14 protein-coding genes and 1 tRNA gene are annotated in these 13,299 nt (G+C 65.3%); 4 read left to right on the top strand and 11 right to left on the bottom strand.

Annotation, left to right across the window (positions count from 1 at the left end):
- Positions 1-51: 51 nt before the first annotated feature.
- Together dmeF and BV95_RS05245 are read right to left on the bottom strand one after the other, a co-directional pair.
- Positions 52-1,026: a CDF family Co(II)/Ni(II) efflux transporter DmeF gene (gene dmeF / locus BV95_RS05250; protein ID WP_037448350.1), complete on the bottom strand. Its 975-nt coding sequence runs from the start codon at positions 1,024-1,026 to the stop codon at positions 52-54.
- Positions 1,023-1,295: a metal/formaldehyde-sensitive transcriptional repressor gene (locus BV95_RS05245; RefSeq protein WP_037448347.1), complete on the bottom strand. Its 273-nt coding sequence runs from the start codon at positions 1,293-1,295 to the stop codon at positions 1,023-1,025. The genes dmeF and BV95_RS05245 overlap by 4 nt, the downstream gene beginning before the upstream one ends.
- Positions 1,296-1,371: 76 nt before the next feature.
- Here BV95_RS05245 and crtY point away from each other — a divergent pair, with 76 nt between their 5' ends.
- From crtY to BV95_RS05225, 4 genes are all read left to right on the top strand, one after another.
- Positions 1,372-2,523 carry a lycopene beta-cyclase CrtY gene (gene crtY / locus BV95_RS05240; protein ID WP_037448344.1) on the top strand — a complete coding sequence of 384 codons (1,152 nt, stop codon included), beginning with the start codon at positions 1,372-1,374 and terminating at the stop codon, positions 2,521-2,523.
- Between the two features lie 13 nt (positions 2,524-2,536).
- The gene (locus tag BV95_RS05235; protein WP_037448343.1) at positions 2,537-4,018 is read left to right on the top strand and encodes a phytoene desaturase; all 1,482 of its coding nucleotides are present in this window, start codon (positions 2,537-2,539) and stop codon (positions 4,016-4,018) included.
- Between the two features lies 1 nt (position 4,019).
- Positions 4,020-4,601, top strand: coding sequence for an LOG family protein (locus tag BV95_RS05230; protein WP_037448340.1), 582 nt, complete (start codon positions 4,020-4,022; stop codon positions 4,599-4,601).
- Between the two features lie 348 nt (positions 4,602-4,949).
- Positions 4,950-5,903, top strand: a complete 954-nt coding sequence (locus BV95_RS05225) for a phytoene/squalene synthase family protein (RefSeq protein WP_037448337.1) — start codon at positions 4,950-4,952, stop codon at positions 5,901-5,903.
- A gap of 103 nt (positions 5,904-6,006) precedes the next feature.
- Here BV95_RS05225 and BV95_RS05220 read toward each other — a convergent pair whose 3' ends face one another.
- The 9 genes from BV95_RS05220 to BV95_RS05185 all read right to left on the bottom strand — a co-directional run bounded on the left by BV95_RS05220 (position 6,007) and on the right by BV95_RS05185 (position 12,968).
- Complete coding sequence (locus BV95_RS05220; protein ID WP_037448335.1) at positions 6,007-7,350, bottom strand: ammonium transporter; 1,344 nt, start codon at positions 7,348-7,350, stop codon at positions 6,007-6,009.
- An 11-nt stretch (positions 7,351-7,361) separates the two neighbouring features.
- Positions 7,362-7,700: a P-II family nitrogen regulator gene (locus BV95_RS05215; protein ID WP_013847864.1), complete on the bottom strand. Its 339-nt coding sequence runs from the start codon at positions 7,698-7,700 to the stop codon at positions 7,362-7,364.
- 252 nt (positions 7,701-7,952) lie between these two features.
- Complete coding sequence (locus tag BV95_RS05210; protein WP_037448332.1) at positions 7,953-8,528, bottom strand: DUF924 family protein; 576 nt, start codon at positions 8,526-8,528, stop codon at positions 7,953-7,955.
- A 55-nt stretch (positions 8,529-8,583) separates the two neighbouring features.
- Positions 8,584-10,026: a metalloprotease TldD gene (tldD, locus tag BV95_RS05205; protein WP_037448644.1), complete on the bottom strand. Its 1,443-nt coding sequence runs from the start codon at positions 10,024-10,026 to the stop codon at positions 8,584-8,586.
- Between the two features lie 140 nt (positions 10,027-10,166).
- Positions 10,167-10,394, bottom strand: a complete 228-nt coding sequence (locus tag BV95_RS05200) for a zinc-finger domain-containing protein (RefSeq protein ID WP_013847861.1) — start codon at positions 10,392-10,394, stop codon at positions 10,167-10,169.
- 56 nt (positions 10,395-10,450) lie between these two features.
- A complete protein-coding gene (locus BV95_RS24255) occupies positions 10,451-10,624 on the bottom strand; it encodes a hypothetical protein (protein WP_169804651.1) in 174 nt (57 codons plus the stop codon).
- An 84-nt stretch (positions 10,625-10,708) separates the two neighbouring features.
- A tRNA-Val gene (locus tag BV95_RS05195) sits at positions 10,709-10,784 on the bottom strand.
- Between the two features lie 86 nt (positions 10,785-10,870).
- Positions 10,871-11,875 (bottom strand): MarR family transcriptional regulator, encoded by a 1,005-nt coding sequence (locus BV95_RS05190; protein WP_081873284.1) that lies wholly within the window; start codon positions 11,873-11,875, stop codon positions 10,871-10,873.
- Positions 11,876-12,116: 241 nt separating this feature from the next.
- Positions 12,117-12,968, bottom strand: coding sequence for a D-amino-acid transaminase (locus tag BV95_RS05185; RefSeq protein WP_037448326.1), 852 nt, complete (start codon positions 12,966-12,968; stop codon positions 12,117-12,119).
- Positions 12,969-13,299: the final 331 nt, after the last annotated feature.

Here is a 13,299-nt window from a genome sequence, read left to right as displayed (position 1 = left end):
CCGAGTCGAGTCAAGTGATCCAGATCAGGCTGCGCCAGCCCTTGCCCGATTCTATCCGCACTCCACCGTCACATGCTCCATGCGCGGCAGGGCGCGGACCTGGCGGCGCACGGCGGCGGCGTCCGCGCCGGGGGCCAGGCTGACGATGGCGGCATGGGCATGCGGCCCGATGCGCCAGACATGCAGGTCGCGGATGGTCGCCCCCTCCGCCTCCACCAGTGCCTTGATCCGCGCCGTCAGCGCCGGTTCGGCGGTGTCGAGCAGGATCGCGGCGGTATCCTTCATCAGCCCCCAGGCCCAGCGCGCGATCACCACCGCGCCCAGCAGGCCGACCGCCGGGTCCAGCCACCACCAGCCCATATAGCGCCCCGCCAGCAACGCCGCGATCGCCAGCACCGACGTCAGCGCGTCGGTCAGCACATGCACATAGGCGGCGCGCAGATTATTGTCGGCATGGCCCTGCTTATGGTCATGATCATGCCCATGATCATGGCTATGGTCATGCCCCAGCAGCAGGGCGCTGATCAGGTTGATGACCAGTCCCACCACCGCGACCAGCGTCGCCTCACCAAAGGCCACCTTCACCGGATCGAACAGGCGCATCACCGATTCGAAGGCGATGAACAGCGCCGTGAAGACCAGGATCAGCGCGGAGGTGAAGCCGGACAAATCCCCCACCTTGCCGGTCCCGAAAGTATAGCGCGGATTGCGCGCATGCCGCCGCGCATAGCCATAGGCCGCCGCCGCCACCGCCAGCGCGCCCGCATGGGTCGCCATGTGGAAACCGTCGGCCAGCAGCGCCATCGACCCGCTCAGCCAGCCGAAGACGATCTCCACCACCATGGTCGCCGCTGTCAGCCACACCACCCACATCGTCTTGCGGGCATTCTCGTCATGCCCCCGGTTCAGGTAGATATGGTCGAAATAATGGCTTTCCTCGCCCTCGTCCGCGCGGGACGCAGGCATGTCATGGGTATGGTCATGCGTATGATGGCCGCCATGATCGTGATCGTCGTGCATGCTCATTTCCCGTAGCGCCGGATCAGCGCCAGCATCTCCTCCGCCGCGGCCTGTCGCGCTTCGTCGCTGATGCCCGGCCGGGCGACATGTTCGCGCATATGCTGATCGATCAACTCTTCCATCAGGCTGCCTACGGCTCCCCGGACGGAGGCAACCAGTTGCAGCGTCTCCGAACAGCCCGCATCGCCCGCCAATTGCCGCTCGACCGCGCCGATCTGCCCGGCGATGCGCCGCACCCGCGCCAACAGCTTGTCCCGATCCGCCACGATATGCATAGGATACCCCCCTATACTATATGGGACCGGAAATCAATCCGTGCATTTCCCCGCAAAGCTCCTAACAAGGGTGCCCATGACGGATTGCGACCTGGCGATAGTGGGCGGCGGCCTGGCGGGCAGCCTGACCGCGCTCGCCTTCGCCATGCGCCATCCCCATGTCTCCATCCGGCTGCTGGAAAGCGGCGATACGCTCGGCGGCAACCATATCTGGTCCTTCTTCGACAGCGACGTGGATGCGGGCGACCGCTGGCTTGTCGAACCGCTGATCGCCCATCGCTGGCCCGACGGCTATGAGGTCCGCTTCCCCGGCCACAATCGCCGACTTGCCGCGCCCTATAACAGCATCACCTCGACGCGCCTCGACGCTCATGTCCGGGAAGTGCTTGGCGATGCCGTCCTGACCGGCGCGCCGGCCACCGAACTGACGGCCACCACCGTCACCCTGTCCGACGGCCGCACCATCCGCGCCAGTGCGGTGCTGGACGCCAGGGGAGGGGGCGATCTTTCCGCCCTGCGCTGCGGCTGGCAGAAATTCGTCGGCCAGACCCTGAACCTGACCGCTCCCCACGGCCTGACCAGCCCGGTCATCATGGACGCTACGGTCGAGCAATGCGACGGCTATCGCTTCGTCTACCTGCTGCCCCGCGACGACCGGACCATCTTCGTCGAAGACACTTATTACAGCGACACTCCAGACCTCGACATCCCCGCACTGGAAGCCCGCATCGCCGCCTATGCCAAGGCGCAGGGCTGGCGGGTCGAGGCGGTCGTCCACAGCGAAAGCGGCGTTCTGCCGGTCGTTCATGGCGGCGATTTCGACCGCTTCTGGCCGCAGCATGACTCGGTGGCGCGGTTGGGGGTCAGGGCGGCCATGTTCCAGCCCATGACCGGCTATTCCCTGCCCGACGCCGTGCGCTTCGCGCAATGGCTAGCGGATGAGTGGCCGATGGAGGGCCGCCTGCTGGCGCATGCGACGCGGGAATGGGCCGCCCTCCACTGGCGGCAGGGGCGCTATTACCGGCTGCTCGGCCGCATGTTGTTCGGCGCGGCCCGCCCGGCACAGCGCTGGCGCATCTTCGAACGTTTCTATCGGCTCAGCCCCGCCCTGATCGGCCGCTTCTATGCGGGCCGCTCGACGCTTCGGGATCGCATCCGCATCTTGTGCGGGCGGCCCCCCGTGCCCATAAGGGACGCCATGTGCGCATTGATGAGCCCTCCCGCCTGATGAAGCGACCCCGATGAACCGGAAAGCGATCGTCATCGGCGCGGGCTTTGGCGGCCTTGCGCTCGCCATCCGCCTGCAATCCGCCGGGGTGGAAACCACGCTGGTGGAGGCCCGCGACCGGCCGGGCGGGCGCGCCTATATGTGGGAAAAGGACGGCTTCGTCTTCGACGCCGGGCCGACCGTCATCACTGATCCCGACTGCCTGGGCGAATTATGGCGCCTGTCCGGCCACGACATGGCGGAGGATGTCAGCCTCGTCCCCGTCTCCCCCTTCTACCGGCTCAACTGGCGCGACGGCACCAATTTCGACTATTCCAACGACGAAACCGCCCTCCGCGCCCAGATCGCCAAACTCAATCCCGAAGATGTCGCGGGCTATGAGAGCTTCCTCGACTATGCCGACGGCGTCTATCAGGAGGGGTATCGCAAGCTCGGCTCGGTCGCCTTCCTCGACTTCGCCTCCATGGTCCGCGCCGCGCCCGCGCTGATGAAGCATCAGGCGTGGCGGTCGGTCTATTCGGTCGTCTCCTCCCATGTGAAGAATGAGAAGCTGCGGCAGGCGCTCTCCTTCCACACGCTGCTGGTCGGCGGCAATCCGATGCAGACCAGTTCCATCTACGCCCTGATCCACAAGCTGGAGAAGGACGGCGGCGTCTGGTTCGCGAAGGGCGGCACCAACCGCCTCGTCCAGGGGATGGCGACCCATTTCGAGCGGTTGGGCGGCACGTTGCGGCTGGCCGATCCGGTGACCAGAATCGAAACCTATGGCGACCGCGCCGTCGCCGTGCGCACCGCTTCGGGCTGGCGGGGGGAGGCGGACGCCGTCGCCTCCAACGCCGACCTGATGCACAGCTATCGCGACCTGATCGGCCATCATCCACGTGGGCAGAAACAAGCGGAAAAGCTCGCCCGCAAACGCTGGTCGCCCAGCCTGTTCGTGCTGCATTTCGGCATCAAGGGAAGCTGGCCGGGCATCCCGCACCACATGATCCTGTTCGGTCCGCGCTATCAGGGGCTGCTGACCGACATTTACGACCATGGCGTGCTGCCGCAGGATTTCTCGCTCTACCTGCACCATCCGACCGTCACCGATCCGTCGATGGCGCCGGACGGCCATTCGACCTTCTATGCGCTCGCCCCGGTGCCGCATATGGGCAAGCTGCCCATCGATTGGGACCGGTTCGCGCCCGCCTATGCCGAACGCATATTGGACGAAATCCAACATCGCCTGATCCCCGACATCCGCTCCCGCATCGTCACGCAGTTCCATTATGCGCCGCCCGATTTCGGGCGAGACCTGTCGGCGCATCTGGGCAGCGCCTTCAGCCTGGAACCTTTGCTCACCCAAAGCGCGTGGTTCCGTGCCCATAATCGCGACGATGTCATTCCCAACCTCTATCTGGTCGGGGCGGGCACCCATCCCGGCGCGGGCATCCCCGGCGTGGTCGGCAGCGCGAAGGCGACCGCCGCGCTGATGCTGGAAGATCTGGTGTAGGATGAAGAGACTGGCAGTCTATTGCGGATCGGCCACCCCAGCCGACCCCGCCTATGTGGAGGCCGCCCGCCATGTCGGCCGCGTGCTGGCGCAGCGTGGCATCGGCGTCGTTTATGGCGGCGGTCGCCTGGGCCTGATGGGCGCGGTAGCGGATGCGGCTCTGGAAGCGGGCGGCGAAGTGACCGGCGTCATCCCCGAAGCGCTGGTCGGCGCCGAAGTCGCCCATCGCGGCTGCACGGAACTGCAAGTCGTCCAGACCATGCACCAGCGCAAGCAGCTTTTCACCGACCTGTCCGACGGTTTCGTCACCCTGCCGGGCGGCGTCGGCACGATGGACGAATTGTGGGAAGCAATCAGTTGGGCGCAACTCGGCTATCACCGCAAGCCGGTGGGCCTGCTCAATGTCGCGGGCTTTTACGACCAACTCATCGCCTTCAACCAGTATATGGTGGAGGCGGGCTTCATCCGCGCCCAGCACGCCAATATCCTGATCCACGCCAACGCCATCGAAGCCCTGCTCGACAGGATGGCGGCCTATCAACCCCACGAAACCATCTTCGCGATGAAGGCGGATCGTCTCTGATCAAGACCTGTTCGTTTCGAGCGAAGTGGAGCAATGGCTAGGCCGCGTGGATATTCGCGCGGACGTTAAATTCCTCCCTACGCGCAGCGTGGGGAGGGGGACCGCTCGCGAAGCGAGTGGTGGAGGGGAAATTCGGAGGTCGCGCCCTATTCCCCTCCACCAGCCTTCGGCCGTCGAAGAGAGTCACGTGCCTTCTCTTCGACCCTCCCCATCTCTCGATGGGGAGGAATAAGGTAGGTCCGCTCTCCACCCAAATCACTCAGACCGGCGAACCCGCCATTCCTCGACTTCCCCCGAAACAAACGCACGCCAGGTGACTTTCGCCACCACACACGGCATGTCCTGACCATGTCCTCAGAATTTCCTCACCGCGCAACCCTCATCGCCCAGGCCCGCGAGAGCATCGCGCGCGGCTCCAAATCTTTCGCCCTCGCTTCCAAACTCTTCGATCGCCATACCCGTGAACGGGCCTGGCTGCTCTACGCCTGGTGCCGCAAATGCGACGACATAGCGGACGGGCAGGACCATGGCGGCACGATGCGCGGCGTGGCTGACGGTCAGGCCCACCTCTCCACCATCCGCACTCTGACCGGCGCGGCCCTCCGCAGCGAACCCACCGGCGACCCGGCCTTCGATGGCTTCGGCCTCGTCATGCGGGAATGCGCGATTCCGGAACGCTACGCCCACGACCTGATCGAAGGCTTCGCCCTGGACGCCCGCGAATGGCGCCCCCGCAGCGAAGCCGACATGCTGCGCTATTGCTACCATGTCGCGGGCACGGTCGGCTGCATGATGGCGATCCTGATGGGTGTCGACCCCGATGACGAAGCCACGCTCGACCGCGCCTGCGACCTCGGCCTTGCGTTCCAGCTCGCCAATATCGCCCGCGACATCAGCGAGGATGAAGCCGCCGACCGCTGCTACCTGCCCGAAGAATGGCTGGTCGAAATGGACATGCCCCCCGGCGAGCATATGAAACCCTGGGTCCGCCCGCGCCTTGCCATCCTCGCCCGCCGCCTGGCCGACATGGCCGCCGCTTATGAGGAAAGCGCCCGCCACGGCACCGGCGCCCTGCCGCCACGCTCCGCATGGGCGGTCCTGGCGGCGGCGGGCATCTATGGCGGCATCGCCCGCGAAGTCGCCCGCCGGGGCGACCATGCCTGGGACCATCGCGTCGTCACGCCGAAGGGCGACAAGCTGGGCTGGATTCTCCGCGCAGGCCTGCAAATCCCCGGCCGCGCTCGCCGCTGGCCCGCCGGAACGCCGCGCCCGGCCGCGCTCTGGACCCGCCCCCGAAGCTGACAAAAAAGGGACCGATACTTGCGTACCGGTCCCGAGGCATGTTCGCAGGAGGAACAAGGTGAGGCGGGCGGGCCTTTGCGTGTCGGCCCGCCCTGCCAATTGCTTATGCGTTGTAGGCGCGCTCGCCATGTTCGCCGAGGTCGAGGCCTTCCAGTTCGACCTCCTTGCTGACCCGCAGGCCAGTGACAGCCTTGGCGATGAAGATGGCGATGACGGTGCCGATCGACGCCCAGACGATGGTCGTCAGGACCGCTTCGATCTGGACGATCAGCTTGGCGCCGATCTCATAATCTTCCGCACCGGGGCCGCCCAGCGAGGGCGAGTAGACGATGGCGGTGCCGATGGCGCCGATCATGCCGCCGATGCCGTGGATGCCGAAGGCGTCCAGCGAGTCGTCATAGCCGAGCTTCGGCTTGAGGACGGTGACGGCGTAGAAGCAGATGATCGAAGCGACGGCGCCCAGGACGATCGCACCGAACGGGCCGGAATTGCCCGCAGCCGGGGTGACCGCGACCAGACCGGCGATGATGCCGGAGCAGAAGCCCAGAGCCGAACCCTTATGCCCGTTGATACGCTCGGCGAGCATCCAGAACAGGCCGGCCGAAGCGGTGGCGACGAAGGTGTTGATCATCGCGAGAGCAGCCGAACCATTGGCTTCCAGCGCCGAACCGGCGTTGAAGCCGAACCAGCCGACCCACAGCAGGCCGGTGCCCACGCCCGTCAGCGTCAGGCTGTGCGGCGGCATCGGTTCCTTGGGGAAGCCGATGCGCTTGCCCAGGATGAGGCAGGCGACCAGCGCGGAAACGCCCGCGTTGATGTGGACCACGGTGCCGCCCGCGAAGTCGAGAGCGCCCGCCTTGAAGAACAGGCCGCTCGCTGCCCAGACCATGTGCGCGATCGGGAAGTAGACGATCGTCAGCCAGACGGCTGCGAACACCATCACAGCCGAGAATTTGATGCGCTCGACCACCGAACCCAGCACCAGCGCCACGGTGATCGCGGCAAAGGTCATCTGGAAGCTGACGAACACATATTCAGGAATTTCGACGCCAGCCGTGAAGGTCGCCGCCTGCGATGCGGGCGTGATGCCCTTCAGGAAGGCCTTGTCGAAGGTCGAGATGAAGTTGCTGAGGCCGCTGGTGTAATCCGGGCCGAAAGCCATGGAATAGCCGTACATCACCCAGATCAGCATGGCGAGGCATGCCACCGCGCCGATCTGCGTCATGACGGACAGCATGTTCTTGGTGCGGACCAGGCCGCCGTAGAACAGGGCGAGGCCCGGCAGGATCATCGCCAGCACCAGCACGGTGGAGGTCATCATCCAGGCGGTATCGCCCTTGTCGACGGTGGCCGCTGGCGCGGCATCCTGTGCCCAGGCGGGCATCGCGGCGAACAGCGACAGGCCCATGGCCCCCGCGACGCCGCAAAGCTTCTTGGAAAAGGTCATTAATTCCCCCCTTACAGAGCGGTTTCGCCGGTCTCGCCGGTACGGATGCGCACCGCCTGCTCGACATCGAGGACGAAGATCTTGCCATCACCGATGGCGCCCGAATTGGCGGCAGCCTGGGTGGCTTCCACGACGCGCGGCGCGAGGTCGTCGTCGCAGACCACTTCGATCTTGATCTTCGGAACCATGTTGGTCGAATATTCGGCGCCGCGATAGATTTCGGTCTGCCCCTTCTGGCGGCCGAAGCCCTTCACTTCGCTCACCGTCATCCCGGCGATGCCAAGCGAGGAAAGTGCCTCGCGGACATCGTCAAGCTTGAACGGCTTGATGATAGCCATGACAAGTTTCATGTCGCCCCCTGTTACTGGTGTGCGGGGATATACTCAGCAAAAGCCGTGCCAATTCGTAAAAGGCGGGTTAATGCGGGCTTTTCCCATGGCGCGCCGAAGCGAGCCGCTGAAAAAATGGGCAGCGTCGGGGCGATGCTCAAAAATTAGGCAATGCCGCTACGGAAATGCTGCCTTCATCCGCCAGCCGCAACCGAGACTATCCGAGGAGTAACGAAGCCATCCCAGCATGACCTAGGAACGTTCAGGCGGGCCTCACCAACCCCCACCTTCCTTCGCCGCCTCTTCCTCGCCTAGCGCGTTTACGCGGCCCAGCACTGTATTGCGATGAGGAAAGCGACCGAACCGCTCTATGACGGCATAATGCTCCCGCGCGAACCGGAGCGATTTCTCGTCACCCGCACCTTCGAACAGGCTGACCGACAATTTCTGGTCGTCCAGCGCTTCGCTATGCTGGAAGGGCATATAGAAGAATAACCGCCCGGCGCCGCCAATCTGGATGTCATATCCATGGGCCACCGCGCCCCGTGCCACGTCGCGGGCCAGGGCATCGGTAGAGAAAGCAGCCGCCGAACCCCGGAACATGTTGCGCGGCAATTGATCGAACAACAGCACCGCCGCCAGCGCGTCGTCCGCCCGATCCAGAAAATCTTCGGCTGGCAACGAGCGCTTTTCTTCCCACAGACCACGAAATCGCGCCTGACAGGTCCGGTCCAGCGCCGCATCGTGACTCCACCATCCCCGCTCGCCCACCTGGTTGAACCAGAAGTCCAGCAAAGCAGCCGCCCAGTCGGCGGTCACAGCATCATGGCTGTCCGTCAGCTTGTTCATGAAAGGAATAAAGACGAACCCTGCCACCGGTTCCTCCGCCCATGGCGTCCATGCCTCAGGTCGCCGTTCCGCCGACCGTAAGGCCCTTCATCAGCAGCGTAGGCTGGCCCACGCCCGCAGGCACGCTCTGTCCGCCCTTGCCGCACATGCCGATGCCTTCGTCCAGCGCCCAGTCGTTGCCGATGCCGATCACCTTGGTCAGCGCCGTCGGCCCGTCGCCGATCAACGTCGCGCCCTTGATCGGGTCGCCCAGCTTGCCATTCTCGACCTTATAGGCCTCCGTGCAGGTAAAGACGAACTTGCCCGACACGATGTCGACCTGCCCGCCGCCAAAGCTCTTGGCGAAAATGCCCGACTTCATCCGGCTCAGCAGTTCCTCCGGATCGTCATTTCCGCCCTTGATGAAAGTGTTGGTCATGCGTGGCATCGGCGCATGGGCATAGCTTTCGCGGCGGCCGTTGCCGGTCGGCTCCACGCCCATCAGCCGGGCGTTCAGCCGGTCCTGCATATAGCCCTTGAGGATACCGTCCTCGATCAGCACATTCTCCTTTGTCGGCGTGCCCTCATCATCGATGGAGAGCGAACCGCGTCGGCTCATGATCGACCCGTCATCGACCACGGTCACGCCCGGAGCAGCCACCCGCTGCCCCACGCGCCCGGAAAAAGCGCTGGTCCCCTTGCGGTTGAAGTCGCCCTCCAGTCCGTGCCCAATGGCTTCATGCACCAGCACGCCCGGCCAGCCCGGCCCCAGCAGCACAGTCATCTCGCCCGCAGGCGCGGCCACCGAGCGCAGATTGACCCGCGCCTGCGCCAGCGCCTCGTCAATGGCCCGGTTCCAGATCGCCGGGTCCATCACCTCATCATAGAGATAGCGCCCGCCAATCCCGAACACGCCCGTCTCGCGGCGGCCATTCTCCTCCAGGATGACGGAAACGTTGAGCCGCACCAGCGGCCGGATGTCGGTCGCGGTAAAGCCGTCGGCGCGCACGATCTCCACCACCGACCAGCTTCCCGCCAGGCTCACCGACACCTGCGCCACACGCGGATCGCGAGCGCGGGCGGCGGCGTCGATGGCGGCGCAGAGCGTCACCTTCTCGGCAAAGGGCACGATCTCCAGCGGATTGACGTCGGTATAGAGATGCCGGTTGGTATGCTGCGGCGGCGGCGCAGGCTGTCCCTTCGCCGGATCGAGCAAGGTCAGCGTCTCGGCAGCGCGGCGGATCGCGGCTTCGCTAATGTCGTTGGCATGGGCGAAACCGGTCATCTCGCCCGACACGCCACGCAGGCCGAAGCCCGCATCGGTCGAATAATCGGCGGTCTTCAGCCGCCCGTCGTCGAAGCCGAAACTCTCGCTCGCCCGATATTGCAAATAAAGCTCGCCATCGTCGCAGCTTTTCAGCGCCTCGGCGGTCAGACGGCGCGCGCCGTCGGGATCGAGCAGGCCGGGCCGATAGAGCAGGCCGCGGGCATCGGTGAACTGGGGAGCAGCATCGGTCATGCCGTCCGATATAGGATCGGCAGGCCGCAAGCCCAACCGATTTGTTGGCGCTCGCGCCACATGTTCCTGCGAAGGCAGGAACCCAGTTCTGACCTATGGACTCGGCTCCTACCTTAGCAGGAGGCCCATCACTTCAAGAATTAAAGGCTGGCGCCCGAAGAAATATCCGGCAGCCCGGCGATTTCCGGCGTATCGGCGACGCCCCCGGCCAGCACGAAGCGGCGGTCGCAATAGCCGCAATCGACATAGCCATGCTCGTCAATCTCCAGGAAGACGCGCGGATGGCCGAGCGCGGCGGGAATCTCCCCCGAACCGTCGCAGGAGACGCGGGACTTGGTGACTCGGATGATTTCAGGCGGCTGGATCATGGCGGCACCGATTAGCAGCGCTGGCGGCGCGCCGCAATATCCGTGGCGACAGGCGCCTACATCAGCAGCAGCGGCGGTTTCTTCTTGGGGCAGGGCTTCTCCACCGCCACGTCGACCGCCTTGGCCGGTACGTCCCAATCCAGGCAATCGCGGGCCGTCGCCAGCGAAATGGGCGACAGCATCAGCAGGAAGGGCGCGATCGCACCGGAAAAGAGAAGCGTGAGAGACATGATGCCATGCGCCTCGCCAAAGCTTTGGGTCGCGGCGATCCTAACCCACTTCGCCGCATGCGGGAACAGATTTCTGAAAGGGGGTGGTGGGCGATGACGGGCTCGAACCGCCGACATTCTCGGTGTAAACGAGACGCTCTACCAACTGAGCTAATCGCCCGATGCCCGCGATGACCGCAGGCGTCCGGTTGCGCGCCTATCTACGGCAATCCGGCCGCCGGTCAAGCCGGGACGGCGGGATATTCGTCACGCGCACAGGAAACGGCGGCTGGCGGTGAACCAGCGGCTCAGCGCCTCCGTCGTGTGATCGGCCAGCGCGATGAAGACCCGCCGCCCGTCATGCGGATCGGCCTGACGGTCGACAAAGCCCTTTTCCGTCAAGGTCCGTATCCAGCGCAGCGCCGTCGTCGGCGGCACCGCCGACGCGATGCACAGGCTCGACACCGACACGCGCTCATGCTCCAGCCGGGCGGCCAGCAAGTCCAGCAGCATGTCCCATGCCGGGTCCGCGAACAAGTCGGCGGGCAGGAAATCGTCGCGCAGCCGCCGCGCCCGCAGCAGGTCGCGCACCTGCGCCGCATCCACGGCTGCGGCGTCGGCGGCCTTGTCCGCGCTGCCGATCGGCTCCAGCGAGGGCATGCCGATATAGTCGTTCGGCTCGTCCGATATGCGCGGCCCTAGATCGAAGGACGGCGTCGCATGACGGGGGCGCAGCGTCAGCGCCTCCAGCGTGCGGGCGAGGCGGCTCACCTCGTCGCTCAGTTGCTGGAGCCTCAGCCCCTCATTGTCCCGATTGGCCTCATGGAAAGCGCCGGACGTCGTCTGGCGCGCGGCGGCCAGAAGGGCGGCGGCCAAATCGGTATGCCCCGGCCTGCAAAGCAATTGCGTCCGCTCGCTGCGCAGGCAAGCATAGGCAAGGTCGACCGTCTCCAGATCGGCGACCAATATGACCGGCATGTCGTTCTGCAACGCCATCGTCTCGATCTGCACCAGCAACCGCTCGATCATCGCATCGGGGGTCGGGCAGAAGCACAGGATGATGTCGCAGCCGATCTGCACGTCCAGCCGGGTCGACGCCTGGTCCAGCGGCACCGTGCCCAACAGGCGAAGCCCCGCCGCCCGGCTCAGCATCGCGGCGTCGTCCAGAAAGACGTCGTCCGCCAGGATCAGCAGGCCCGGCCGGTCGTCCCGCGCGCCGAAGGGTTGGTCCAGGGATGCGTCCAAACCGATCTCATCATGATCCAAACCCACGCCGAAATCTCCCGTCCTGTTTGTTCCAGCTAATCGCAACGCCGTCGTTACGCAGCCAGACCATTCTCCATTATGGATATATGGGCGCCCATCGCCCCCATCGGCCGTCCTGTAAACGGCCCTTTTCCGGCCTCGCCGTACCGGACCGCCAAAATGGAGCCTTCGATCCCCGCCGAAATGGCGCGAATGACGGCTTCCCTCGATCCGTCCGAAACGGATCAAGTTTTGCGCGCTCTTTTGCTCAAACCGCCGTGCGGCGGGCAAAGTCGATATAAAGGGCGCGCAGCCGCATCGCGACCGGTCCGGGCTTGCCGTCGCCAATGGTCTGCCCGTCGATCCGCACCACCGACTGGCAGAGGGTGGAGGCGCTGGCGATAAAGGCTTCCTTCGCGGACATCGCTTCCGCGACGGTGAAGGGACGGCGGATGATCGCAATCCCGCTTTCCTCCGCCAGCGCGTTCAGCGCCGCGCCGGTGCAGCCCGCCAGCACCGCCTGGCTGTAGGGCCGGGTGACGATGCCCTCTTCCGTCACGATGAAGGCGGTGGACGACGCCCCCTCGGTGACGAAGCCGTCCTCCACCATCCACGCCTCCTGCGCGCCCGCATCGGCGGCGGCGCGCTTGGCCATGGCCTGGGCGAGCAGTCCGACGCTCTTGATGTCGCGCCGCGCCCAGCGCAGGTCGGGCATCGTAGCGACCGCGATGCCGTTGCGCACCGCAGGCACGTCGAGGAAAGGCTTGGCCTGCACGAACATCACCAAGGTCGGCTGGATATCGGGAGAGGGCAGGAAATCGCGCGTCGCGTCGGCCCCCCGCGTAATCTGGAGATAGACCAGCCCCTCGGTCAGCCCATTGCGCGCCACCAATTCCTTCTGCGCCGCCTCAATCTCCGCGAGGGAGAGGGGCAGGGCGATGCCGATGGCCCCGGTCGACCGCTCCAGCCGGGCCAGATGGGACGCGCTGTCGACCAGCTTGCCGTCGATCACCGCCGCGACCTCATAGATGCCGTCCGCGAACAGGAAACCCCGATCCAGCACGGAGACCTGAGCTTGTTCCAGCGGCACGAAGCGGCCGTTCAGATAGGCGATGGACATGGGGCGGCGACGAAATCCCTTAGGGTGCAGAGATGCCCGATGTCGCCGCTCATCCCGGCGGCGTCAAGCATATGAACGGATTTCCGCCGCCTTCTTCATCCGTCATGCCGAACTTGTTTCAGCATCCATTTCTCCCCAGGCCGCGTGGACAAATCCGGAATGTCGGGAAATGGCCAATAGCGGACATCAATTCCTCCCTACGCGAAGCGTGGGGAGGGGGACCGTCGGCGCAGCCGATGGTGGAGGGGAAGATTCGGAGGTCGTGCCCCATTCCCCTCCACCAGCCTTCGGCCGGTCCCCCTCCCCATCTCTCGATGGGGAGGAATAGGAT

The sequence above is a fragment of the Sphingobium chlorophenolicum genome (genome assembly GCF_000722875.1).
Classification (GTDB): Bacteria; Pseudomonadota; Alphaproteobacteria; order Sphingomonadales; family Sphingomonadaceae; genus Sphingobium; species Sphingobium chlorophenolicum.
Note: the sequence above shows the minus strand (reverse complement) of the source record. Positions and strands in the feature narration are given on the sequence as shown.